23 protein-coding genes are annotated in these 24659 nt (G+C 74.7%); 21 read left to right on the top strand and 2 right to left on the bottom strand.

Annotated elements, in window-relative coordinates:
• Nucleotides 1-118 precede the first annotated feature (118 nt).
• Both BM165_RS09325 and BM165_RS09330 read right to left on the bottom strand, forming a co-directional pair.
• Nucleotides 119-748, bottom strand: a complete 630-nt coding sequence (locus BM165_RS09325; RefSeq protein ID WP_208976698.1) for a class I SAM-dependent methyltransferase — start codon at nt 746-748, stop codon at nt 119-121.
• 5 nt (nt 749-753) lie between these two features.
• Complete coding sequence (locus BM165_RS09330; RefSeq protein WP_075013265.1) at nt 754-2028, bottom strand: isochorismate synthase; 1275 nt, start codon at nt 2026-2028, stop codon at nt 754-756.
• A 36-nt stretch (nt 2029-2064) separates the two neighbouring features.
• Here BM165_RS09330 and BM165_RS09335 point away from each other — a divergent pair, with 36 nt between their 5' ends.
• The 21 genes from BM165_RS09335 (at nt 2065) to BM165_RS09430 (ending at nt 24659) form a co-directional block, all read left to right on the top strand.
• Entirely contained in the window at nt 2065-2784 is a 720-nt protein-coding gene (locus BM165_RS09335; protein WP_075013266.1) for a demethylmenaquinone methyltransferase, read from the top strand.
• A 165-nt stretch (nt 2785-2949) separates the two neighbouring features.
• Nucleotides 2950-3090 carry a hypothetical protein gene (locus BM165_RS24735; protein WP_177225160.1) on the top strand — a complete coding sequence of 47 codons (141 nt, stop codon included), beginning with the start codon at nt 2950-2952 and terminating at the stop codon, nt 3088-3090.
• A 4-nt stretch (nt 3091-3094) separates the two neighbouring features.
• Nucleotides 3095-3766, top strand: coding sequence for a phosphoribosyltransferase (locus BM165_RS09340; RefSeq protein ID WP_075013267.1), 672 nt, complete (start codon nt 3095-3097; stop codon nt 3764-3766).
• Between the two features lie 43 nt (nt 3767-3809).
• Entirely contained in the window at nt 3810-5084 is a 1275-nt protein-coding gene (locus BM165_RS09345) for a geranylgeranyl reductase family protein (protein ID WP_075013268.1), read from the top strand.
• Between the two features lie 154 nt (nt 5085-5238).
• Entirely contained in the window at nt 5239-5601 is a 363-nt protein-coding gene (locus BM165_RS09350; RefSeq protein WP_208976699.1) for an NADH-quinone oxidoreductase subunit A, read from the top strand.
• A gap of 24 nt (nt 5602-5625) precedes the next feature.
• Nucleotides 5626-6303, top strand: a complete 678-nt coding sequence (locus BM165_RS09355) for a NuoB/complex I 20 kDa subunit family protein (protein WP_075013270.1) — start codon at nt 5626-5628, stop codon at nt 6301-6303.
• Nucleotides 6300-7037 carry an NADH-quinone oxidoreductase subunit C gene (locus tag BM165_RS09360; RefSeq protein WP_075013271.1) on the top strand — a complete coding sequence of 246 codons (738 nt, stop codon included), beginning with the start codon at nt 6300-6302 and terminating at the stop codon, nt 7035-7037. Before BM165_RS09355 ends, BM165_RS09360 begins: the two co-directional genes overlap by 4 nt.
• Nucleotides 7034-8356 (top strand): NADH-quinone oxidoreductase subunit D, encoded by a 1323-nt coding sequence (locus BM165_RS09365; protein WP_075013272.1) that lies wholly within the window; start codon nt 7034-7036, stop codon nt 8354-8356. The genes BM165_RS09360 and BM165_RS09365 overlap by 4 nt, the downstream gene beginning before the upstream one ends.
• A gap of 76 nt (nt 8357-8432) precedes the next feature.
• Nucleotides 8433-9446 carry an NADH-quinone oxidoreductase subunit NuoE gene (gene nuoE / locus BM165_RS09370; protein WP_075013273.1) on the top strand — a complete coding sequence of 338 codons (1014 nt, stop codon included), beginning with the start codon at nt 8433-8435 and terminating at the stop codon, nt 9444-9446.
• Nucleotide 9447: 1 nt separating this feature from the next.
• Nucleotides 9448-10776 carry an NADH-quinone oxidoreductase subunit NuoF gene (gene nuoF, locus BM165_RS09375; protein WP_075013274.1) on the top strand — a complete coding sequence of 443 codons (1329 nt, stop codon included), beginning with the start codon at nt 9448-9450 and terminating at the stop codon, nt 10774-10776.
• Nucleotides 10773-13274 (top strand): NADH-quinone oxidoreductase subunit G, encoded by a 2502-nt coding sequence (locus BM165_RS09380; RefSeq protein WP_083427207.1) that lies wholly within the window; start codon nt 10773-10775, stop codon nt 13272-13274. The genes nuoF and BM165_RS09380 overlap by 4 nt, the downstream gene beginning before the upstream one ends.
• On the top strand, nt 13271-14779 hold the full coding sequence (gene nuoH / locus BM165_RS09385) for an NADH-quinone oxidoreductase subunit NuoH (protein WP_075013276.1): 1509 nt from the start codon (nt 13271-13273) through the stop codon (nt 14777-14779). Before BM165_RS09380 ends, nuoH begins: the two co-directional genes overlap by 4 nt.
• Entirely contained in the window at nt 14772-15425 is a 654-nt protein-coding gene (gene nuoI / locus BM165_RS09390; RefSeq protein WP_083427208.1) for an NADH-quinone oxidoreductase subunit NuoI, read from the top strand. The genes nuoH and nuoI overlap by 8 nt, the downstream gene beginning before the upstream one ends.
• A complete protein-coding gene (locus BM165_RS09395; protein WP_075013277.1) occupies nt 15422-16237 on the top strand; it encodes an NADH-quinone oxidoreductase subunit J in 816 nt (271 codons plus the stop codon). The genes nuoI and BM165_RS09395 overlap by 4 nt, the downstream gene beginning before the upstream one ends.
• The gene (gene nuoK, locus BM165_RS09400; RefSeq protein ID WP_075013278.1) at nt 16234-16533 is read left to right on the top strand and encodes an NADH-quinone oxidoreductase subunit NuoK; all 300 of its coding nucleotides are present in this window, start codon (nt 16234-16236) and stop codon (nt 16531-16533) included. The genes BM165_RS09395 and nuoK overlap by 4 nt, the downstream gene beginning before the upstream one ends.
• Nucleotides 16534-16550: 17 nt before the next feature.
• Nucleotides 16551-18455 carry an NADH-quinone oxidoreductase subunit L gene (gene nuoL / locus BM165_RS09405; RefSeq protein ID WP_208976700.1) on the top strand — a complete coding sequence of 635 codons (1905 nt, stop codon included), beginning with the start codon at nt 16551-16553 and terminating at the stop codon, nt 18453-18455.
• A 64-nt stretch (nt 18456-18519) separates the two neighbouring features.
• On the top strand, nt 18520-20220 hold the full coding sequence (locus tag BM165_RS09410; RefSeq protein WP_075013279.1) for an NADH-quinone oxidoreductase subunit M: 1701 nt from the start codon (nt 18520-18522) through the stop codon (nt 20218-20220).
• Nucleotides 20220-21767, top strand: a complete 1548-nt coding sequence (nuoN, locus tag BM165_RS09415) for an NADH-quinone oxidoreductase subunit NuoN (protein WP_075013280.1) — start codon at nt 20220-20222, stop codon at nt 21765-21767. The genes BM165_RS09410 and nuoN overlap by 1 nt, the downstream gene beginning before the upstream one ends.
• Nucleotides 21767-22822, top strand: coding sequence for a polyprenyl synthetase family protein (locus tag BM165_RS09420; protein WP_075013281.1), 1056 nt, complete (start codon nt 21767-21769; stop codon nt 22820-22822). Before nuoN ends, BM165_RS09420 begins: the two co-directional genes overlap by 1 nt.
• Nucleotides 22823-22836: 14 nt before the next feature.
• Nucleotides 22837-24081 (top strand): PQQ-dependent sugar dehydrogenase, encoded by a 1245-nt coding sequence (locus BM165_RS09425; protein ID WP_083427209.1) that lies wholly within the window; start codon nt 22837-22839, stop codon nt 24079-24081.
• Nucleotides 24082-24089: 8 nt separating this feature from the next.
• Nucleotides 24090-24659, top strand: a complete 570-nt coding sequence (locus BM165_RS09430; RefSeq protein ID WP_083427210.1) for a phosphotransferase-like protein — start codon at nt 24090-24092, stop codon at nt 24657-24659.

Consider the following 24659-nt stretch of genomic DNA (forward strand, 5'->3'; position numbering starts at 1 on the left):
ACCCTCCGAGGGCCCCGGCCGCCACCGGCGGCCGGGGCCCTCGTCGTCGGTCGGCCGAGCGACCCCCAGTGGGCGAGGTGGGAGCGGTGCAGCCGGCCGTGGACGGTCGGGACGGGGGTCACCGTCGCGTGATCACCCGGCCGGGCGCCGCCAGACGAGCAGGTACCGCCAGAACGGCAGGCGGCGGACCCGCACACCGGGCAGGACCTCCGCCGCCCGGCGGCGGACCTCCTGCACGGTCAGCTCCGGCCGGCGCACCGGCATGCCCGGTGCCGGGACGTCGCCCCCCCCTCCGCACCCACCGGGCCAGCCCGACCACGCGGTGCAGCACCCCGGCGGCCGCCTCGACCGGCAGTTCGCGGGGCAGGTCGGTGCGCGGCAGCGCCACCGCGGCGAGCACCCCGCCCGGTCGGACCGCGGCCGACAGGGTGCGCAGCGCCTCCTCCAGCGGCAGGTGGTGCAGGACGGAGACGCTGACGACGGCGTCGTACCCGCCGGGTGGCAGCGCCAGGCCGAGGACGTCGGCCCCGGTCACGGCGACGTTCGCGGGCACGCGGGCGCGGGCCAGCGCGACCATCTCCGGGGACCGGTCGACGGCGTCGACCCGGGAGGCGCGGCCGGCGAGCACGGTGGCCAGCCCACCGGCGCCGCAGCCGACCTCGAGCACCCGGTCGCACGGGCGCGGCAGTTCGCGCAGCAGCAGCGGCCAGTAGTACGCGTTGTGGTCCCACGACAGGTCGGGGCCCACGCCGGTCAGCTCTCCAGGGCGGCCTGGAAGGCGGCGAACTTCGACTGCGTCTCGGCCAGCTCGGCCGCCGGGACGGATCCGGCGACGATGCCGCACCCGGCGAACAGCCGGGCGGTGCGCGGGTCCTGCTCGTCGAGCTGCGCGCAGCGCAGGGCCAGCCCGAACTCGCCGTCGCCCCGGGCGTCGAGCCAGCCGACCGGGCCGGCGTAGCGGCCGCGGTCCATGTCCTCGAGCTCGCTGATCAGCGCGTTGGCGAGCTCCGGCGGCGTGCCGCACACCGCCGCGGTCGGGTGGACGGCGTCGACGAGGTCGAGCAGCCCGGCCCGGCCGCCCGGACCCGAGCGACGCTGCGTGCCGGTGACGTCGGAGGCGAGGTGGCGCACGTTGGGCAGGGTGAGCAGCGAGGGCCCGTCGGGCACCGAGAGCGCGGTGCAGAACGGGTCGAGTGCCCGGACCAGCGAGTCGACCGCGAGCCGGTGCTCGGAGAGGTCCTTGGCCGACGCCAGCAGCCCGGCGGCCAGCCGCTCGTCGTCGGCGCCCGCGCCGCGGGGAGCGGTGCCGGCGAGCACCCGCGCGGACAGCTGCCGGCCGGTGCGGCGCAGCAGCAGCTCGGGGGTGGCGCCGAGGAGCCCGTCGACGGCGAAGGTCCAGCAGTCGGGGAAGCGCGCGGCCAGTCGGGCCAGCAGCCGCCGGGTGTCCAGCGGCACGTCGGCGGTGACCAGCAGGTCGCGGGCCAGCACGACCTTGGCGAGGTCGCCGTCGCCGATCCGGCGGACCGCCCCCGCGACCGCGCCGCACCAGGACGCGGGGTCGAGGGCGCCGTCGGCGTAGCGCAGCCGGGTGGGCGCCGGCGGCAGCGGGGTGGGGTCGCCGGCGAGCAGGTCGCGCGGGTCGGCGTCGCCGGCGGCGGTCAGCCAGGTGACCCCGTCCCGGCGGCCGACGACGACCTCCGGGACGACGAACACCGACGTCCCCGCGGCCGGGTCGAAGGCGATGCTGGCGAAGACGACCGGGCCCGAGCCGGGGACGCGGACGGTGTCGTCGACGTCGAGCGCGGCGCTGCGGTCGGCCCACCAGGCGGCGGCCTCGGCGAGCGCGCCGGGCCCGGAGACCTCGAGGCGGTCGGCCTCGCCCCAGCCGACCAGGCCCTCGCCGCGGCGCACCCACGACAGCGCGCCGGCGGAGGGCAGCAGGCCCAGCAGCCCGGGGGAGTCGGGCAGCTCGACCGTGGTGACCGCGGGCGCGACGGCGTCCGGGGAGGTCACCGCCGCGGCTGTCACGCTCCCCAGCGTAGGCAGGCCGGTAGCGTCGGTGCCGTGGCAGACCGGCGAGACAGCGCACACACCGCCGGTGCACGGGCCGGGCTGGACAAGCAGCCACACGAGGTCGCGGCCATGTTCGACGGCGTCGCGCGGCGCTACGACCTCACCAACACCGTGCTCTCCGGCGGCCGCGACGCGTCCTGGCGGCGGGCCACCCGGGAGGCGCTGGGCGCCCGGCCGGGGGACACCGTCCTCGACGTCGCGGCCGGCACCGGGGTGTCCACCGTCGAGCTGGCGGCCGGTGGGGTGCGCGCGATCGCCTGCGACTTCTCCCAGGGGATGCTGCGCGCCGGCGCCGGCCGGCCGGTGCCGATGGTGGCCGGCGACGCGATGGCGCTGCCGTTCGCCGACGCGAGCGTCGACGGGCTGGTCGTCTCCTTCGGCCTGCGCAACGTCGCCGACCCCGACGCCGCGCTGCGGGAGTTCGCGCGGGTGGTGCGCCCGGGCGGCACGCTCGTCGTCTGCGAGTTCTCCAGCCCGACGTGGACGCCGTTCCGGACCGTCTACACCGAGTACCTGATGCGGGCGCTGCCGCGGATCGCCCGCGCGGTGAGCAGCAACCCCGACGCCTACGTCTACCTCGCCGAGTCGATCCGCGCCTGGCCCGACCAGCCCGCGCTCGCCGCCCGCATCCAGGCCGCCGGGTGGGCCGACGTCGAGTGGCGGGACCTGACCGGCGGCATCGTCGCCCTGCACCGCGCCCGCCGTCCGTAGCGCGCGCCGTCCCGCTCCCCGCCCCCGCGATCATGGCGTCGGGACCACGACACGTCGGCGCGTCGCGGCTCGCGCGCCATGATCGTCGTCGCATCTGGAGGCGCCGCCGTCCGCCCTTCGCGGACGGGGGTCCGCACGGGGTCCCGACGGGGATAGCGTCCCTCCATGACGAACCCGATGCCGGAGCCGCCCGGCCCCTCGCCGTCCCCGGTGGACCCGATCTCGCCGCCGTCGCCGGCCCCGCTGCCGCAGCCGAGCCCCACCGACCCGACCGCCCCGCCGCCGACCGGACCCCAGCCGATCTGACCCGGTGACCGGCGCGCCGCCGTTCGCCGACCGGCACGATGCCGGCCGGCAGCTCGCCGCGCACCTGACCGACCCCGCCCGCGTCGCGGCCGTGCCGCTCGGCCCCGGCGCCCTCGTCCTCGGCCTGCCCCGCGGCGGTGTGCTCGTCGCCGCGCCGGTCGCCGCCGCACTCCGCGCCACCCTCGACGTCGTCGCCGTCCGCAAGCTCGGCGTGCCCGGCCGCCCCGAGTTGGCGATGGGCGCACTCGCGGCGGTGGGGGAGGAGGTCGAGACCGTCCGCTCCGACGACGTCCTCGCCCGGGTCGACGTCGACGACGACGCCGCTGCCGAGGTGCACCGCGCCGAGCTCGTGGAGCTGCGCCGCCGCCGTGCCGCCTACCGCGGCGACCGCCCACCGCCCGCCGTGGCCGGGCGCACCGTCGTCCTCGTCGACGACGGCCTGGCCACCGGCGCCACGATGCGCGCCGCGCTGGCCGCCGTCCGCCGCGCCGGCCCCGCCGCCGTCGTGGTCGCCGTGCCCGTCGGGTCGGCCGGGGCGTGCGCCGGGCTGGCCGCCGACGAGGTCGTCTGCCTGGTCACGCCGCGGCCGTTCGGGGCGGTGGGCCGCTGGTACGCCGACTTCGGCCAGGCCACCGACGACGAGGTCCGGGCGGCCCTGGCCGCCCCGCCCACCTAGGGTCGGCGTACCGATCGCAGCCGAGCACCGAGGGGGCCAGCGCGTGAGCAGTCCGACCGCCGGGGGCAGCGCCGACGTCGTCGTGGTGGGTGCCGGCCCCGCGGGATCGGCCGCCGCGTGGGCGCTGGCCACCGCCGGCCTGGAGGCCGTCGTGCTGGAGAAGGCCCGCTTCCCGCGCGAGAAGGTCTGCGGTGACGGCCTCACGCCCCGCGCGGTCAAGGCGCTCGACGAGATGGGCGTCGACACCTCGCCCGCGGCCGGCTGGGTCCGCCACCGGGGCCTGCGGGTGTTCGGCGGCGGCCAGGTCGTCGAGGTCGACTGGCCGCAGCTGGACTCCTGGCCCTCCTACGGGCTCATCCGGCCGCGGAAGGACCTCGACCCGCAGCTCGCCGCGCACGCGGTCGCCGCCGGTGCCCGGCTCGAGCAGGAGATCACCGTCACCGAGCCGCTGCTCGACGACGCCGGCCGCGTGGTCGGGGTCCGGGGGCAGGCGGGGCCGGACCGGGAGCCGGTGACCTGGCGGGCGCCGCTGGTCGTCTCGGCCGAGGGGCTGTCGGGCCGGCTGGCCAAGGCGATCGGGCTGACCCGCCGCGAGGACCGGCCGCTGGGGGTCGCCGTCCGCCGCTACGTCGGGACCCCGCGCGGCGAGGACCCCTACCTCGACATCTCCTTCGACCTCTCCGCCGAGGGCCCGACGGCCGACTCGATGCCCGGCTACGGCTGGTCGTTCGGCATGGGCGACGGCACCGCGAACGTCGGTTTCGGCCTGCTCGACACCCGCCGCGGCGGGGAGACCGACGCCCGCACCGTGCTGCGCCGCTGGCTGGCCACCCTGCCCGCCGAGTGGCAGCTGGGCGAGGAGCACGCCGTCACCCCGCTGCGCGGCGCCGGCCTGCCCATGGCCCTGGCCCGCGGCCCCGCCTACACCCGCGGCCTGCTGCTGGCCGGTGACACCGCCGGGGTGGTCAACCCGTTCAACGGCGAGGGCATCAGTTACGCGCTGGAGACCGGCCGGATGGCCGGCGAGACCGCCGCCGAGGCCCTCGCCGCGCCCGAGGGGCCGGCCCGCGAGGCGGTGCTGCGCCGCTACCCGCAGCGGCTGCGCGAGGACTACGGCCGCCACCACCGCCTCGGCACGGCCTTCCTGGCGCTCCTCGACCGGCCGGGACTGGTGCGCTTCGCCACCGCGCACGGGCTCAAGCGCCCGGCGATGGTCTCCGCCGCGCTGCGGCTGATGGGCAACCTCTCCGACGGCCGCGACGGCGACCGCCTCGACCGGGCGATCGCCCTGCTCACGCGGCTGGCGCCGTCCGTCTGACCCGCGCGGCGGACCGCACCGTGACCGGACCGTGACCGGCCGATGTGAACTCGAGCACCCCCCGTGCTTCCGATCCCCGTTCCGGCGGCATAGGCTCGTGTCACCGAGTTTGTGAATTTCTTCACAAGCGCACGAGTCGCGAGGGGAGGCGCTGGTGCTCTCGACGTACGTCCCGATCCTGGGGCTGTTCGCGCTCGCGGCGGCCTTCGCGCTGTTCTCCGTGGCGGTCGCGCCGTTCGTCGGCCCGCGCCGCTACAACCGGGCCAAGCTCGAGGCCTACGAGTGTGGCATCGAGCCGGTCGACCAGCCGCTGCACGGCGGCCGGTTCCCGGTGAAGTACTACCTGACGGCGATGCTCTTCATCGTCTTCGACATCGAGATCGTCTTCCTCTACCCCTGGGCCGTCGCCAACGACGCGCTGGGCGTGTTCGGCCTGATCGAGATGGTCGTGTTCATCGCGACCGTCTTCCTGGCCTACGCCTACGTGTGGCGCCGCGGCGGCCTCGAGTGGGACTGAGCGTGGGACTGGCAGGGAGCTGAGATGGGTCTCGAGGAGAAGCTGCCGAGCGGCTTCCTGCTGACCTCGGTCGAGAAGCTGGTCAACTGGACGCGCAAGTCCTCGCTGTGGCCGGCCACCTTCGGCCTGGCCTGCTGCGCCATCGAGATGATGGCCACCGGCGCCGGCCGCTACGACCTCGCGCGCTTCGGCATGGAGGTCTTCCGCGCCTCGCCGCGCCAGGCCGACCTGATGATCGTGGCCGGGCGGGTGAGCCAGAAGATGGCGCCGGTCCTGCGGCAGATCTACGACCAGATGCCCGAGCCGCGCTGGGTGCTCGCCATGGGCGTGTGCGCCAGCTCCGGCGGGATGTTCAACAACTACGCGGTGGTGCAGGGCGTGGACCACGTCGTCCCCGTCGACATGTACCTGCCCGGCTGCCCGCCGCGTCCGGAGATGCTGATGGACGCCATCCTCAAGCTCCACCACAAGATCCAGAACGAGCCGCTCGGCGAGCGGCGCGCCCGCCAGCTCGAGCGCGACCGGGCCGAGGGCCGCGGCCGCGACCTGCTCGTCGAGATGCCGTCGAGCATCCGGGCGCACAAGGCGTCGCGGCAGGCCTACGAGGAGGCCGCGGCCGCCGGCCGCACCGGCCAGTTCCTCATCGAGCAGCGCGGCGGCAACGCCGTCCTGCTGCCCGAGCAGCGCGGCGGCGCGCGGTGACCGGCCCGGGCGACCGCAGCGGCGCCGACGCGAGCCGCGGTGCCGCCGCGCCGAGCGGCGGGTTCCGCAAGGGCGCGTTCGGCGTCGCCGGCAGCGGGGACACCTCCGGCTTCGGCGGGCTGGTCCGGGTCGAGCCGGGCGGCGCGGTGGCGCTGCACTCCACCGACCGCCCCTACGGCGGCTGGTTCGACGAGGTCACCGACGCCCTCGTCGAGGCGGTCGGCGAGGCCACGTACGCCGCCGCCGTGCGGCGGGTGCTCGTCGACCGCGGCGAGATCACCTACTTCGTCGCCCGCGAGCACCTGCTCACCGTGGTGCAGGCCCTGCGCGACGACGACGCGCTGCGCTTCGAGCTGTGCAGCAGCGTCTCCGGCGTCGACTACGAGGACAGCGGCGGGCCGGAGACGACGCCGGGCCGGCCGCGGCTGCACGTCGTCTACCACCTGACCTCGATGACCTACCGACGGCGGATCCGGCTCGAGGTCGCCGTCACGGCCGAGGACCCGCACGTGCCGTCGGTGTCGGGGATCTACCCGACGGCGGACTGGCACGAGCGGGAGACCTACGACATGTTCGGCGTCGTCTTCGACGGGCACCCGGCGCTGACCCGGATCCTCATGCCCGACGACTGGGACGGTCACCCCCAGCGCAAGGACTACCCGCTCGGCGGCGTCCCGGTCGAGTACCACGACGCGACCATCCCGCCGCCCGACACCCGACGGGCCTACCGATGAGCACCACCTACGACCCCTATGCCGGGTCCCGCCAGACCACCGAGGGCCGCGTCTACACCGTCACCGGTGGCGACTGGGACCAGACGCTCGGCGTCGACCTCAGCGGCGAGGAGCGCCTCGTCGTCAACATGGGGCCGCAGCACCCCTCGACGCACGGCGTCCTGCGCCTGGTGCTCGACCTCGAGGGCGAGACGGTGACCAAGGCCCGCGTGGTCATCGGGTACCTGCACACCGGCATCGAGAAGAACGTCGAGTACCGCAACTGGGTGCAGGGGACGACGTTCGTGACGCGGATGGACTACCTGGCCCCGCTGTACAACGAGGCCGCCTACTGCATGGCAGTCGAGAAGCTGCTGGGCATCGAGGTGCCGCAGCGCGCGCAGACGATCCGCGTCCTGGTCATGGAGATCAACCGGATCGCCTCGCACCTGGTCGGCCTGGCTACCGGCGGCATGGAGCTCGGCGCGCTGACCGGCATGACCAACGGCTTCCGCGAGCGGGAGCTGTGCCTCGACCTGCTCGAGGAGATCACCGGCCTGCGGATGAACCACGCCTACATCCGCCCCGGCGGCGTGGCCCAGGACCTGCCGCCCGGCGCGGAGGAGTCCATCCGCGAGTGGCTCGCCGTCATGCCCGAGCGGCTGACCGGCTACCACCGGCTGCTCACCGGCCAGCCGATCTGGCAGCGGCGGCTCAAGGACGTCGGCTACCTCGACCTGACCGGCTGCGTGGCGCTCGGCGTCACCGGGCCGCCCCTGCGCGCCACCGGGCTGGCCTGGGACCTGCGCAAGGTCGAGCCCTACCTCGGCTACGAGACCTACGACTTCGAGGTGGCGACCGCCGACACCTCCGACGCCTGGGGTCGCTTCCTGGTCCGCATGGCCGAGATGTTCGAGTCGCTCAAGATCGTCGCCCAGGCGCTGGACCGGCTCGAGCCCGGCCCCGTCATGGTCGAGGACCGCAAGATCGCCTGGCCGGCGCAGCTGTCGCTCGGCGCCGACGGCATGGGCAACTCCCTCGAGCACGTCCGGCACATCATGGGCACCTCGATGGAGGCCCTGATCCACCACTTCAAGCTGGTCACCGAGGGCTTCCGGGTGCCGGCCGGGCAGGTCTACGTGCCGGTCGAGTCCCCGCGCGGAGAGCTCGGCTACCACGTGGTCAGCGACGGCGGCACCCGCCCGTTCCGGGTCCACGTGCGCGACCCCAGCTTCGTCAACCTGCAGGCCACCGCAGCGATGAGCGAGGGCGGCATGATCGCCGACGTCATCGCCGCGATCGCCTCGATCGACCCGGTGATGGGGGGAGTCGACAGGTGAGTGAGCATCGCAGCGAGCGCCGGCGAGCGAGGAGCGGAGCGGCCGCGGAACCGACCCGGGCAGAGGGAGTCGACAGGTGAGTTCGCTGCCCGGATCGGCGGAGGGCGCGGCGACGACGGGGCTGGTCGACAGCCCGGTCCAGCCCGCGCCGGCCGACCTGCCGCCCCTGACCGAGCAGACCCGGCTCGAGGCGCGGGAGATCATGACCCGCTACCCGCAGCCGCGCTCGGCGCTGCTGCCGATGCTGCACCTGGTGCAGAGCTACCAGGGCTACGTCAGCCCCGAGGGCATCGCGCTGTGCGCCGAGGAGCTGGGGCTCACCAAGGCCGAGGTCGGCGCGGTCGCGACCTTCTACACGATGTACAAGCGCCGACCGACCGGCCGGCACATCGTCAGCGTCTGCACCAACACGCTGTGCGCCGTCCTCGGCGGGCAGCGGATCATGGACGCCCTGTCCGCCGACCTCGGCGTGCACCACGACGAGACGGCGGCCGACGGCTCGGTCACCCTCGAGCACGCCGAGTGCCTGGCCGCCTGCGACTACGCGCCGGTGGTCACCGTCGACTACGAGTTCTACGACCAGCAGGACGTCGACAGCGCCCGCGCGCTGGTGGCCGCGCTGCGCCGGGGCGAGAAGCCGCACCCCACCCGCGGCGCGCCCCTGACGGACTTCCGCGGGGTGTCCCGGCAGCTCGCCGGCTTCTCCCCGCACGCCGACGTGGCCGGCGACCGCGCCGCCGTGGACGCCGAGGGCCACTGGGGCCCGACGCTGGCCGGGGTCCGGCTGGCAGCCGAGCGCGGCGAGACCGCCCCGCCCATGGACGGCCCCGAGCCGCAGCCCGCGGACCGCGGCGAGCCCGCGGCCACCGTGGCGCCCTCGGGCCGGACCGGCGAGACGCCGGAGAAGGAGGCCGCCGACGCCCGCGTCGCCGCGGCCGACACCCCCGCCGAGCGCGCCGGCGCCGCTGAGACACACCCCGACCGCGGGACCGAGTACGGCCGGATGACGCCAGGCGGCTCCCGCCCCACCCCCGACACCCCCGCCGGGACCGAGCCGGGCACCTCCGGCCAGGGCCCGGGGAAGGCCTGACATGCCCCTCACCCCCGTCCTCACGTCGCGCTGGGGCGCCGACAAGCCCTGGCGGCTGTCCACCTACGAGTCCCTCGACGGCTACGCCGCGCTGCGCACCGCGCTGACCATGCAGCCCGACGAGCTCGTCTCGCTGGTCAAGGACTCGGGCCTGCGCGGCCGCGGCGGCGCCGGCTTCCCCACCGGCATGAAGTGGAGCTTCATCCCGCAGCCCAAGCCGGGGGAGACGCCCACCGGGCCGGCCGCGATGCCCAAGTACCTCGTGGTCAACGCCGACGAGGGCGAGCCGGGCACCTGCAAGGACCTGCCGCTGATGATGACCGACCCGCACTCGCTCATCGAGGGCGTGCTCATCTCCGCGTACGCGATCCGCTGCAGCTTCGCCGTCATCTACGTCCGCGGCGAGGCCGTGCACGCCCACCGCCGGCTCGTGTCCGCCGTCGAGGAGGCCTACGCCGCCGGCTACCTCGGCCGCGACGTCCTCGGCTCCGGCTGGGACCTCGACCTGGTCGTGCACGCCGGCGCCGGTGCCTACATCTGCGGCGAGGAGACGGCGCTGCTCGACTCCCTCGAGGGCTACCGCGGCCAGCCGCGCCTCAAGCCGCCGTTCCCCGCCGTCGCCGGGCTCTACGGCGCCCCCACGGTCATCAACAACGTCGAGACGCTGGCCACCGTGCCGTTCGTCGTCCGCGGCGGTGCCGAGTGGTTCAAGCGGTTCGGCCCGGAGAAGTCGCCGGGGCCGAAGATCTACTCGATCTCCGGCCGCGTCGTGCGCCCCGGCCAGTACGAGGCGCCCATGGGGACGACGATGCGCGAGCTGCTGGCGATGGCCGGTGGCGTGCGCCCCGGCCACGAGCTGAGGTTCTGGACGCCGGGCGGCTCCTCGACGCCGTACTTCACCGCCGAGCACCTCGACGTCCCGCTCGACTTCGACTCGGTCGCCGCCGCCGGGTCCATGCTCGGCACCACAGCGCTCATGGTCTTCGACGAGACCGACTCGATCGTCGAGGCGACCCTGCGGTTCACCGAGTTCTACGCGCACGAGAGCTGCGGCAAGTGCACCCCGTGCCGCGAGGGCACGTACTGGCTGGTGCAGGTGCTGCAACGGCTCGTCGACGGCCGGGGCACCGCCGCCGACCTCGACCTGCTCACCGACACCTGCGACAACATCCTCGGCCGCTCGTTCTGCGCCCTCGGTGACGGCGCGACCAGCTGCATCACCAGCTCGCTCAAGTACTTCCGCGACGACTACGTCGCCCTGCTGCCCGCCGCCGAGCAGGCCCGCCTCGGGCGCTCGCTGCGGCTCGAGCCCGTCGGAGCGGCCTCATGACACTCACCCCCGTCAGCCCGGAGCCCGCGGCGGCTGTGCCGCCCGGCGCCCCCGGCCCACACACCCCGCCCGACGCCGTCCACTGCACCATCGACGGGTTCGACGTCGCGGTGCCCAAGGGGACGCTGATCATCCGGGCCGCCGAGATGGTCGGCATCCAGATCCCGCGGTTCTGCGACCACCCGCTGCTCGACCCGGTCGGTGCCTGCCGGCAGTGCCTGGTCGAGGTGGAGGGCCAGCGCAAGCCGGTGGCCTCCTGCACCATGCCCGTCAGCGACGGCATGGCGGTGAAGACGCAGCTGACCAGCGCCGTCGCCGACAAGGCCCAGCAGGGCACGATGGAGCTGCTGCTCATCAACCACCCGCTGGACTGCCCGACCTGCGACAAGGGCGGCGAGTGCCCGCTGCAGAACCAGGCCATGAGCAACGGGCGCACCGAGTCCCGCTTCGTCGACGTCAAGCGGACCTACCCCAAGCCGCTGCCGATCAGCAGCCAGGTCCTGCTCGACCGCGAGCGCTGCGTGCTGTGCGCGCGGTGCACCCGGTTCTCCCAGCAGGTCGCCGGCGACCCGTTCATCGAGCTGTTCGAGCGGGGGGCGCTGGAGCAGGTCGCCGTCGCCGAGGACGAGCCGTTCTCCTCCTACTTCTCCGGCAACACCACCCAGATCTGCCCGGTCGGGGCGCTCACCAGCGCCCAGTACCGGTTCCGCTCGCGGCCGTTCGACCTGCGCAGCGAGCCCTCGGTGTGCGAGCACTGCTCCTCGGGCTGTTCGATGCGCACCGACTACCGGCGCGGCAAGGTCATGCGCCGGCTGGCGGGGGAGGACCCCGCGGTCAACGAGGAGTGGACCTGCGACAAGGGCCGCTTCGCCTTCCGCTACGCCGCCACCAACGACCGGCTGGCCACCCCGCTGGTCCGGGGCGCCGACGGCCGGCTGGCCCCCGCGTCCTGGCCGGAGGCCTGGGCCGCGGCGGCGGAGGGTCTGGCCGCGGCACGCGCCGCGGGCGGCGTCGGCGTGCTGCCCGGCGGCCGGCTGACCGTCGAGGACGCCTACGCCTACGCGAAGTTCGCCCGCGTGGCCCTGGGCACCCACGACGTCGACGCACGCGCCCGCGCGCACTCGGCCGAGGAGCAGGCGTTCCTCGCCGCGCACGTGGCCGGCACCGGCCCGGGCCGGGGCGCGGTCACCTACGACGACCTCGCCGCCGCGCCGGCGGTGCTGCTGGCCGGGTTCGAGCCGGAGGAGGAGTCGCCGATCGTCTTCCTCCGCCTGCGCAAGGCGGTCCGCAAGGGCTCGCTCACCGTCTACGACCTCGCACCGTTCGCCACCCGCGCGGCGCAGAAGCTCCAGGCCACCGTGCTGGTCACCCGACCCGGCGACGAGGCCCGCGCGCTCAGCGCGCTGGCCGAGGGCAGCTGGGGCGGCCCGGCGGTCGAGGCGCTGCGGCAGCCCGGCACGGTGGTCCTGGCCGGCGAGCGCCTGGCCGAGGTGCCCGGTGCGTTCACCGCGCTGGCCGCGCTGGCCCGCGCCACCGGCGCCCGGCTGGCCTGGGTGCCGCGCCGGGCGGGGGAGCGCGGCGCCGTCGAGGCCGGCGCGCTGCCCGCGCTGCTGCCCGGCGGCCGGCCGGTCACCGACCCCGTCGCCGCGGCCGAGGTCGCCGCGGTGTGGGGGATCGACCCCGCCGACCTGCCGGCCACGCCCGGCCGCGACACCACCGGCATCCTCACCGCCGTCCGCGACGGCCGGCTGGCCGGCCTGCTGGTCGGCGGCGTCGACCCGGCCGACCTGCCCGACCCGGCGCTCGCCGGGGCGGCACTGGCCGCGGCGTCGTTCGTGGTCAGCCTCGAGCAGCGGCCGAGCGCCGTCACCGAGCACGCCGACGTCGTCCTGCCGGTGGCCGCCGCGCCGGAGAAGGCCGGCAGCTTCCTCGACTGGGAGGGCCGGGTCCGCCCGTTCGACGCGACCCTGCACGGCACCGGGCAGCTGCCCGACGGCCGGGTGCTGCACGGCCTGGCCGAGTACCTCGACGTCGACCTGCGGCTGCCCGAGCCCGGGGCGGCCCGCGCCGAGCTGGGCGCGCTCGGTGCCGCTCCCGCACCGGACGCGGTCCCCGGGCTCGACGTGCCGCCTGCCGCGGCGCCCGAGCCGGGCGACGGCGAGGCGCTGCTGGCCTCGTGGCGGATGCTGCTCGACGTCGGCACGCTGCAGCGCGACGAGCCCGAGCTCGCCGGCACCGCCCGCCCGCCGGTGGCCCGGATCGCCCCCGCGGCCGCCGCACGGCTCGGCCTGGCCGAGGGTGACCTGCTCACCGTCACCGGTGCGGCCGGGTCGGTGAGCCTGCCGGTGTGCCTCACCGAGATGCCCGACGGCGTCGTGTGGCTGCCGATGCGCTCGCCGGGCAGCGAGCTGCGCACCGGCCTCGGGACACCGCCGGGCGGGGTGGTCCGCCTCAGCGGGGTCCGCGCCGGCGCCACCGCCGCCGGAGGTGCCGCGTGACGTTCCTGGCCGCGCCGGACCAGCCGACGCTCGAGGACTTCGGCACCGACGTGTGGTGGATCGTCCTCATCAAGGTCGTCGGCGTCTTCGTCGTCCTGGTGCTCATGACGCTGTTCGCGATCGTGTTCGAGCGCAAGGTCGTCGCCCGCATGCAGCAGCGGTCGGGCCCCAACCGGGTCGGGCCCGGCGGGTCGCTGCAGAGCCTCGCCGACGGGCTGAAGCTGGCGTTCAAGGAAGACATCATGCCGGCGCTCGCGGACCGGCCGGTCTACTTCCTCGCCCCGGTGCTCGCCGCCGTCCCGGCGTTCCTGGCCTTCTCGGTCATCCCGCTCGGCCCGACGGTCAGCATCTTCGGCGAGCGCACCCCGCTGCAGCTCACCGACGCCCCGATCGGCGTGCTCATCGTGCTGGCCTGCTCGGCGATGGGGATCTACGGCATCGTGCTGGCCGGGTGGGCGTCGGGCTCGACGTACCCGCTGCTCGGCGGGCTGCGCAGCGCCGCGCAGATGGTCAGCTACGAGATCGCGATGGGGCTGTCGATCGTCGCGGTGTTCCTCTACGCCGGCACGATGTCGACCTCGGAGATCGTCGCCGCGCAGGCCGACGGCACCCAGTTGTCCTTCTTCGGCCTGGAGTTCACCGGCCCGAGCTGGTTCGCCGTGCTGCTGCCGGTCAGCTTCGTCATCTACGCCATCGCCGTGGTCGGCGAGACCAACCGCGCGCCCTTCGACCTGCCCGAGGCCGAGAGCGAGCTGGTCGGCGGCTTCCACACCGAGTACACGTCGCTGAAGTTCGCGCTGTTCTTCCTCGCCGAGTACATCAACATGGTCACCGTCTCGGCCCTGGCCGCGACCCTGTTCCTCGGCGGCTGGCGGGCACCCTGGCCGCTGTCGATCTGGGACGGCGCCAACTCCGGCTGGGTGCCGATGCTGTGGTTCTTCCTCAAGGTCGTGTTCGCGCTGTTCGTCTTCATCTGGCTGCGCGGGACGCTGCCCCGGCTGCGCTACGACCAGTTCATGCGCTTCGGCTGGAAGGTCCTGGTGCCGACGGCGCTGGTCTGGATCCTCGCCGTCGCCACGATGCGCACCGTCTCCCGGGAGGCCGACCTCTCCACCGGCGAGGTCGCCGTCTTCGTGGGCGTGCCCATCGCCCTGCTGGTGCTGATCGGGCTCTCGATCGCCAGCCGGGTGAGCAACCGCGACACCCGCCTGATGGCGGAGGACGCCGCCGCCGGCGAGGTCCACGCCACCGACCCCGACCCCGACCCCGACCCCGAGGTGCTGCCCCCGGCCGGACCGCGCCGCCGTCCGGCCCAGCGCACCGGCCCCGCCCGCGCCGAGGGCGGCTTCCCGGTGCCGCCGATGGACCTCACCGTGCCGCCCTCGCCCCGGCTCCGCCGTGCCGAGCCGGTGGGCGCGGGCCGGGCCGACGGCGGCGTCGTGAGCAGCGGCCGCCGGGCCGCCGGCAGCACCGCGACCAGTGCACAGGAGGACAGCGATGCCTGACCGCGACCCGGCCACCGGTGGGGAGTCGAAGGGCCTGGAGCAGGCCGTCAGAGGCGGGGAGGTCGAGCGGGCCGGCAGCGGTGGCAGCGCGCCCGCCGTCCGGCGCAGTCTGCTGCCCGCACCCGGCCAGGGCTTCGGCGTCACCTTCGCCCAGATGTTCAAGAAGGTGACCACCGAGCAGTACCCCGAGACGCCGAAGGTGACCAAGCCGCGCTACCACGGCCGGCACGTGCTCAACCGGCACCCCGACGGGCTGGAGAAGTGCGTCGGCTGCGAGCTGTGCGCCTGGGCCTGCCCGGCCGACGCCATCTACGTCGAGGGCGGCGACAACACCGAGGACGCCCGCTTCTCCCCGGGTGAGCGCTACGGCGCCGTCTACCAGATCAACTACCTGCGCTGCATCTTCTGCGGGCTGTGCATCGAGGCCTGCCCCACCCGCTCGCTGACGATGAGCAACGACTTCGAGCTCGCCGACGACGACCGGCAGAGCCTCATCTACACCAAGGAGCAGCTCATGGCGCCGCTGCTGCCGGGCATGGAGGCCCCGCCGCACGCGATGCGTCTCGGGGACGACGAGAAGGCCTACTACCTGCGCGAGCCGGAGTCCGGTTCGGCCGCCGAGCCGGTCACGGCGGAGCGGGCATGAGCGTGCTCGCCGCGGCGGCCGACACGACCACCCAGCTGGGCACCGGCGAGGCCGTCGTCTTCTGGGTCCTCGGACCGGTCGCGCTGGCCGGGGCGCTGGGGATGGTGCTCAGCCGCAACGCCGTCCACTCCGCGCTGTGGCTGGTCACCACCATGCTCTCGCTCGGCGTCTTCTACGTCGTGCAGGGCGCACCGTTCCTCGGTGCGGTGCAGATCATCGTCTACACCGGCGCGATCATGATCCTCTTCCTGTTCGTGCTCATGCTGGTGGGCCGCGACTCGTCGGACTCCGTCGTCGAGACGCTGCGCGGTCAGCGGGTGGCGGCCATCCTGCTCGGCGTCGGCTTCGCCGGGCTGGTGGGCGCCGGGATCGCCCGCGCCGCACAGGGCACCGGCGCCGGCGGGCTCCCCGGCGAGCAGGGCGGGGCGGCCAACATCGAGACGATCGCCGAGGTGCTCTTCACCCGCTACCTGCTGGCCTTCGAGGTCACCAGCGCGCTGCTCATCACCGCCGCCGTCGGCGCGATGGTGCTGGCCCACATCGAGCGCGAGCCCGGCACCCGGCAGAGCCAGAAGGAGCTCTCGCGCGCCCGGTTCCTCACCGACCGGCCGCAGACCCTGCCCGGCCCCGGCGTGTACGCCCGCGCCAACTCCGTCGCGACGCCCGCGCTGCTGCCCGACGGCACCACCAGCGAGGAGACCGTGGCCACCGGCATGGAGGCCCGGGAGGTCGACCAGATGCCGCGCCCCACCGGCCGGGAGCAGCTGGGCAGCCCCGACGCCGCCCTGGGGAGCCTGGAGGGTCCCCGATGACGCTGACGCACTACCTCGTGCTGGCCGCGATCCTGTTCACGATCGGCGCAGTCGGGGTGCTCGTGCGCCGCAACGCGATCGTCGTGTTCATGTGCGTCGAGCTGATGCTCAACTCGGTCAACCTGACGCTGGTCACCTTCGCCCGGGCCACCGGCACCATCGACGGCCAGATCATGGCGTTCTTCGTCATGGTCGTCGCCGCCGCGGAGGTCGTCGTCGGCCTGGCCATCATCATGTCGATCTACCGGACCCGCCGGTCGGCGTCGGTCGACGACGCCAACCTGCTCAAGTACTGACGGGAGCCGGCACACCCATGGACACCGTCGCGGCCGAGGGCCTGCTGTCCGCCACCTGGCTGGTGATCGCGCTGCCGCTGCTCGGCGCCGCGGTGCTCCTGCTGGGCGGCCGGCGCACCGACCGCTGGGGCCACCTGCTAGGGACGGCCACCGTCGCCGTCGCCTTCGTCCTCGCCCTGCTGGCCACCCTGCAGCTGGCCGGGCTGGAGGAGCGGGCGGTCGACGCCGAGCTGTTCACCTTCGTCTCCGCCGGGTCCCTGGAGATCACCGCGGGGCTGCTCGTCGACCCGCTGTCGGCGACGTTCATGCTGCTCATCACCGGCGTCGGCGGGCTGATCCACGTCTACTCGATCGGCTACATGGCGCACGACCCGCGCCGCCGCCGGTTCTTCGCCTACCTCAACCTGTTCGTCGCGGCGATGCTGCTGCTCGTCCTCGGCGACAACTACGTGGCCCTCTACGTCGGGTGGGAGGGCGTGGGCCTGGCCTCCTACCTGCTCATCGCCTTCTGGCACGAGCGCCCGGCCGCGGCCACCGCCGCGAAGAAGGCCTTCGTGATGAACCGGGTCGGCGACGTCGGCCTGGCGCTGGCGATCTTCGTCATGTTCGCCCAGCTCGGGACCGTGTCCTACGAGGGTGTCTTCGGCGGCGTGGGGGCCCTGGCCGGCGGCACGCTCACGGCGCTGGGCCTGCTCCTGCTGCTCGGGGCGTGCGGCAAGTCCGGCCAGTTCCCGCTGCAGGCGTGGCTGCCGGACGCCATGGAGGGCCCGACGCCGGTCTCGGCGCTCATCCACGCCGCGACGATGGTCACCGCGGGCGTCTACCTCATCGCCCGCTCCGCGCCGATCTACGACCTCACCCCGACCGCCCGCGCGGTGGTGCTCGCCGTCGGCGCGATCACGCTGCTCTACGGCGCGATCGTGGGCTGCGCGTACGACGACATCAAGAAGGTGCTGGCCTACTCCACGGTCAGCCAGATCGGCTACATGTTCCTCGCCGTGGGCCTCGGCCCGGTCGGTTACGCCGCGGCCATCGCCCACCTGCTCACCCACGGCTTCTTCAAGGCCGGGCTGTTCCTGGGCGCCGGGTCGGTCATGCACGCGATGGACGACCAGGTCGACATGCGCCGCTTCGGCGGGCTGGCGCGGAAGCTGCCGGTCACCTTCGCCACCTTCGGGCTCGGCTACCTCGCGCTGATCGGGTTCCCGTTCCTGTCCGGTTACTGGACCAAGGACGCCATCATCGAGGCGGCGCTGGACCGCGGCGGCTGGTCGGGCTGGCTGCTCGGCGGGGTCGCCGTCCTCGGGGCCGGGCTGACCGCCTTCTACATGACGCGGCTGATGATCATGACGTTCTTCGGCCGGCCGCGCTGGACGGACGGCGTCCACCCGCACGAGTCCCCGTCGGTCATGACCGCGCCGATGGTCGTGCTCGCCGTCGGCTCGGTGGCCGCGGGGTTCCTGCTGGTGCAGGTCTTCCCGCTGCAGGGCTGGCTGGAGCCGGTGTTCGGCGAGCCGGCGGAGGCCGAGCACGTCGTCGCGCCGGCCGTGGTCGGCCTCGTCGTCACCGCCGTCGCGGCCCTCGGCGTGCTCGCCGCATGGCTGTTCGTCGGCCGGCGCGAGGTGCCCGAGGTGGCGCCGGCCCGCGTCTCGCCGGTGGTCCACGCGGCCCGCCGGGCGCTCTACGCCGACGCGGTCAACGAGTCGCTGTTCATGCGGCCGGGCCAGTGGCTCACCCGCGCGCTGGTGTGGCTGGACAACCGGGGGGTCGACGGCGCGGTCAACGGCCTGGCCGCCACGCTCGGCGGGTCGTCGTCGCGGCTGGGCCGGGTGCAGACCGGCTTCGTGCGCTCCTACGCCCTCGGGATGCTCGGCGGTGCGGTCGTCATCGCCGGGGCGCTGCTGGCGGTGACGGCCGGGTGAGCCGGGCCCCGCAGACGAGCACCAGGACCAGCACCGCGACGAGGCACCAGGAGAGGACGACGGCGTGAGCGACTCCCTGCTCCTCGTGGCGATGGTCGCGGTGCCCGCCGTGGGCGCCGCGGTGGTCGCCGCCCTCCCCCGGGAGCGCACCGACACCGCCCGCGTGGTGGCCCTGGGCGTGAGCCTGGTCGTGCTGCTGCTGGCGGTGCTGGCCACCGTCGCCTTCGACACCGGCGGTGACCGGTTCCAGCTGACCAGCTCGGTGCCGTGGATCCCCGGGTTCGGCGTCGACTTCGCCCTCGGCGTCGACGGCATCGCGCTGGTCATGCTGCTGCTGGTCGGCGTCCTGGTGCCGGTGGTGGTGCTCGCCTCGTGGGAGGACCGCGCGCCGGCGAACAGGTCGATGCGCACGTTCTTCGCCTGGCTGCTGCTGCTCGAGGCGTGCATGGTCGGCGTCTTCGCCGCCACCGACGTCTTCCTCTTCTACGTCTTCTTCGAGGCGATGCTCGTCCCGATGTACTTCATCGTGGGCAGCTTCGGCGGCCCGCGCCGGCAGTACGCGGCGGTCAAGTTCTTCCTCTACAGCCTGCTGGGCGGGCTGGTCATGCTCGCCGCGGTCATCGGGCTGTACGTGGTCAGCGCGTCGGCGGGGGAGGGGACGTTCGCCTTCGAGTCGCTGCGCCAGCTCGACATCGACCCCGACGTGCAGCGCCTGCTCTTCCTCGGATTCTTCGTCGCCTTCGCGATCAAGGCGCCGCTGGTGCCGCTGCACACCTGGCTGCCCGACGCCGGTGCCGAGGCCCCCATCGGCGGTGCGGTGCTGCTGGTCGGCGTCCTGGACAAGGTCGGCACGTTCGGCTTCCTGCGCTACTGCCTGCCGCTGTTCCCGGACGCGTCGCGGGAGTTCGCGCCGCTGGTGCTCGTGCTCGCCGTCGCCGGCGTCCTCTACGCCGCGCTCCTGGCGATGGGCCAGACCGACATGAAGCGGCTGGTCAGCTACACCTCGATCGCGCACTTCGGCTTCATCGCCCTCGGCGTCTTCGCCTTCACCACCGAGGCCGGCACCGGCGCGGTGCTGTACATGGTCAACCACGGCATCGCGACCGGCCTGCTGTTCATCGTCGTCGGGATGCTCATCGCCCGCGGTGGCTCGCGGCTGGTCGGCGACTACGGCGGGGTCGCCGCCCACGCGCCGAAGCTGGCCGGGGTCTTCCTGATCGCGGGGCTGGCCTCGCTGGCGCTGCCGGGCACCAACAGCTTCGTCAGCGAGTTCCTCGTGCTCATCGGCTCGTTCCCGACCCGGCCGGTGTTCACCGTCCTGGCCACCGCCGGGATCATCCTGGCCGCGCTCTACGTCCTGCTGCTCTACCAACGCACCATGCACGGCCCGCCGCGCGGCGTGCTGTTCCCCGCCGACGGCGCGGTCGGAGGCACGACGGGCACCGACGGGACGACCCGGCACGGGGCGACGGCGGCGTCGGCCACGACCGGCGGTGGCCCAGGGGCGGCGAGCGGTGGCACCGCCACCGCCACGCTCACCCACGAGGCCCCCGCCCGCCCGGCCTCGCGGCTGCGCGACCTGTCCCGGCGCGAGCTCGTCGTCGTCGCGCCGCTGGTCGCCCTGGTCATCGGGCTCGGCGTCTACCCGCAGCCGCTGATCCGGCTGATCGAGCCCGCCGTCGCCGCGACCATGAGCGACGTCGGCGCCGACCCGGCCGGCACCACCCCCGCCACCACACCCGGCTCGACGGAGGGGACCGACTGATGCCCATCGAGGCACCCGACCTGTCGCTGGCCGCGCTCGCGCCGCTGCTGTTCGTCTTCGGCGCCGCGTGCATCGGCGTCCTGGTGGAGGCGTTCGGCCCGCGCGACTCCCGCCACCCGGTACAGGTCGCCGTCGCGCTGGTCGGCACCGTCGGCGGGCTGGTCGCCACGCTGCTGCTTGCCGGCACCCGCGAGGTCACCGCCGGCGGCGCGCTGGCCGTCGACGGTGCCGGGCTGTTCCTGCAGGCCACGATCGCCGGGCTCGGCGCGCTGTCGCTCCTGCTGTTCGCCGAGCGCAACCTCGACCCCGCCCGGTCGGCCTTCGTCGTCTCCGCCGCCGTGCCGGCCGGCAGCGTCCGCGACCGCGAGCTGCTCACCGTGCAGCGGGTGCAGACCGAGGTCTACCCGCTGGCCACCTTCGCCATCGGCGGGATGATGCTGTTCGTCACCGCCAACGACCTGCTGATCATGTTCGTGGCGCTCGAGGTGCTCAGCCTCCCGCTGTACCTCATCAGCGGACTGGCCCGCCGGCGGCGGCTGCTGTCGCAGGAGGCGGCGGTCAAGTACTTCCTCCTCGGGTCGTTCGCGTCGGCGTTCTTCCTGTACGGCCTGGCGCTGGTCTACGGCGCCACCGGCAGCGTGCAGCTGGGCGCCGTGCGCGAGGCGGTCGCGGCCGGCGAGACCGACACGCTCCTGGTGCTCGGGCTGGCACTGCTGATCGTGGGTCTGCTGTTCAAGGCCAGCGTCGCGCCCTTCCACACCTGGACGCCCGACGTGTACCAGGGCGCGCCCACGCCGGTGACCGCGTTCATGGCCGCCTGCACCAAGGTCGCGGCCTTCGGCGCGATCCTGCGGCTGCTCTACGTCGCCTTCGGCACCGAGGAGTGGACGTGGCGGCCGCTGGTCTACGGCGTCGCGATCGTCTCGATGGTCGTCGGCGCGGTCCTCGGGCTCACCCAGACCGACCTCAAGCGGATGCTCGCCTACTCGTCGGTGGCCCACGCCGGCTTCCTGCTCACCGGCGTCCTCGGCTTCCCGGGCTCCGGCGACCCGGCCGGGACGGGCCTGCCGGCGGTGATGTTCTACCTGCTCGCCTACGGGCTGACGACGCTCGGCGCGTTCGCCGTCCTCACCCTCGTGCGCAGCGGCGACGGGGAGGCGACCCACCTGTCGCAGTGGGCCGGGCTGTCCCAGCGCTCCCCGCTGACGGCCGCGGTGATGAGCCTCTTCCTGCTCGCGCTCGCCGGGATCCCGCTCACCAGCGGCTTCACCGGCAAGTTCGCCGTGTTCCGGGCGGCCATCGAGGACGGCGCCTGGCCGCTCGCGCTGGTGGCGTTGCTGGCCAGCGCGGTGGCGGCCTTCTTCTACCTGCGGGTCATCGTGCTCATGTACTTCTCCGAGCCCGCCGCCGACGGCCCGACCGTCGGCGTCCCCGGGCTGCCGACGACGATCGTCCTCGCGGTCACCGCCGCGGCCACCCTCGTGCTGGGCGTCGTCCCCGGGGCGGTGCTCGGTCTGGCCGATCGGGCGGCTATCTTCGTCGGTTGATGACCGGATCCCGTGCCGCAGTCGACGGGGCCGCCCCGGTCGAGGTCTGGCACCGCATCGCGACCCCCGCCTCCACGATGGGCCCGTGGCTGCCGTCGGGAGACCTCGGCGACTCCATGAGCGAGGGTCTCGGCCGCGTCGAGGAGGCGCTGGCCGCGGCGGTGACGAGCGAGCACCCGTTCGTCTCCGAGGCCGCCGGTCACCTCATGGCCGCCGGCGGGAAGCGGTTCCGGCCGATGCTGGCGCTGCTGGCCGCCCACCTCGGCGACGCCGGGGCGCCGGAGGTCGTGCAGGCCGCCGTCGTCTGCGAGCTGACCCACCTGGCCACGCTCTACCACGACGACGTCATGGACGAGGCCGCGGTGCGCCGTGGCGCCCAGAGCGCCAACAGCCGCTGGACCAACAGCGTGGCCATCCTGACCGGTGACCTGCTCTTCGCCCGCGCCTCCGACATCCTCGCCGACCTCGGGCCGGAGGCCGTCCGGATCCAGGCGCGCACCTTCGAGCGGCTGGTCACCGGCCAGATCCGCGAGACCGTCGGGGCCCGCGACGGCGAGGACCGCGTGGCCCACTACCTCGAGGTGCTGGCCGACAAGACCGGCTCCCTGGTGGCCACCTCGGCCCGCTTCGGCGCCCGGTTCGCCGGCGTCGAGCCGGGGCTCGTCGAGGCGCTGACCCGCTTCGGCGAGGAGGTCGGCGTCGCGTTCCAGCTCTCCGACGACCTGCTCGACATCGTGACCGACGGTGCCTCGGGCAAGTCGCCGGGCACCGACCTGCGCGAGGGCATCGCCACCCTGCCGGCGCTGATCGCCCTCGCCGGTGACGACCCCGCTGACGTGCGGCTGCGCGAGCTGGTCTCCCGCCCGCTGTCCGACGACGGCGAGCACGCCGAGGCGCTGGCGCTGCTGCGCGCCTCCGTGGCCCTCGAGCGGGCCGGCGAGGTGCTGCGCGAGTACGCCGACCGGGCGCGCGCGTCGCTGTCCGGGGTGCCTGCCGGCGAGGTCCGCGAGGCCCTGTCGGCGCTGTGCGACTACGTGGTCACCCGCACCAGCTAGACGAAGGACCCCCCGTGCCCCCCACCGTTCGCAGGCTCACGGCGGGATCCTGCACGGGGGCCGTCCTGGCCGCCGTCCTCCTGCTGGCCGGCTGCGGCTCCGGCTCCGGCTCCGGCGGGGACCTGCCCGGGCGGCAGGAGGACAAGGCCACCGCAGCCCCGGACGGCGCCGCCCCCACCACCCCGGCCGCACCCGCGCTGCAGGTGGACACCGTCCTCGATGGGCTGGACCACCCCTGGGACGTCGCCCGCGCCCCCGACGGCACGCTGCTGGTCGACGAGCGCGGCGGACGGCTGACCGCGGTGCTGCCCGACGGCACCGCCCGCGAGCTCGACGCCGACCTCTCCGACCTCTTCGCCGACGGGGAGACCGGGCTGATGGGCCTGACCCTGAGCCCGGCCTTCGCCGAGGACCGCCGGTTCTACACCTGCCAGGGCGTCGAGGAGGACGGCGGCGCGGAGATCCAGGTGATCACCTGGACCGTGGACGAGGGCTGGACGCGGGCCACCCGGGTCGCCGACCCGCTGCTCGGCGACATCCCGGTCAACGAGTCCACCGGCCGGCACGGCGGCTGCCGGGTGCGCTTCGACCCCACCGGCGCGCTGCTGGTCGGCACCGGCGACAACGCCGTCGGCAGCACCCCGCAGGACCTCGGCACGCTCGCCGGCAAGGTCCTGCGCATCGACCCGGTCACCGGTGACCCCGCCGACGGCAACCCCTTCGCCGACGACCCCGACCCGGTCACCCGCCTGCTGCTGTCCTACGGGCACCGCAACGTGCAGGGCCTCGCCGTCCGGCCGGGCAGCGGGCAGGTCCTCACCGTCGAGCAGGGCCCCGACCGCGACGACGAGGTCAACCTGTCGGTGCCGGGGGCCAACTACGGCTGGGACCCCGACGGCTCCGGCGGCCGCTACGACGAGAGCGTCCCGATGACCGACCCGGAGCTGCCCGGCGCCGTCCCGGCCGTCTGGTCCTCCGGGGACCCGACCATCGCCACCAGCGGCGCGGACTTCCTCAGCGGCCCGCAGTGGGGCGCCTACGACGGCGTGCTGCTCGTCGGCGTGCAGAAGGACACCGGCGTGCTGGCCCTGCGCCTCGACGACGCCGGCCGGCTGGTCGAGCAGTTCCGCCTGCCCGAGCTGGAGGACACCTACGGCCGGGTGCGCTCACCGGTGCTCGGCGCGGACGGCGCGCTCTACCTGACCACCGACAACGGCGAGGGCGACGACCGCCTGCTCCGTGTGACGCCGGCCGGGTAGGCGACGACGTGGCGGAGTCGGCCGGCGTGCCTCCCCAGGCCACGGTCCTGCTGGTGACCGGCGCCCAGGCCTCGGGGAAGTCCACGGTCGGGCGTGCGGTGGCCGCGCGGGCGTCGCGGGGCGTCTTCCTCGACGGGGACACGTTCTGGCAGGCGGTGGTCTCCGGCCGCGCGGACGTCGGCGAGCAGCCGACCGCCGAGGCGCTCGAGCAGCTGCACCTGCGCTACCGCGCGCTGGGCCTGGCGGCCCGGGTCTACGCCGAGGCGGGCTTCACCACCGTCGTGGCCGACAACGTGTACGGCGAGGCGGTCGCCGTCGTGCGCGCCGCGGTCGCCCCGCTCCGCCTCCTGACCGTCGCCCTCGTCCCGTCGCCCGAGGCGGTCGCGGCGCGCGAGCGGGCACGGCGCTCGGGCGCCTACGCCCTCTGGGAGGGCCCCGGGCGCGGCCTGCTCGACGCGGTGCGCACCTTCGACGCGTGGGTGCGTGCCACGCCGGCCGACCTCCACCACGACTCCACCGCGGAGACCCCCGACCAGACGGCGGCCGCCGTGCACGGGTGGCTGCTGACGGCCCGGTAG

Origin of the sequence: Geodermatophilus obscurus, assembly GCF_900115395.1 — a bacterium.
GTDB lineage: Bacteria > Actinomycetota > Actinomycetes > Mycobacteriales > Geodermatophilaceae > Geodermatophilus > Geodermatophilus obscurus_B.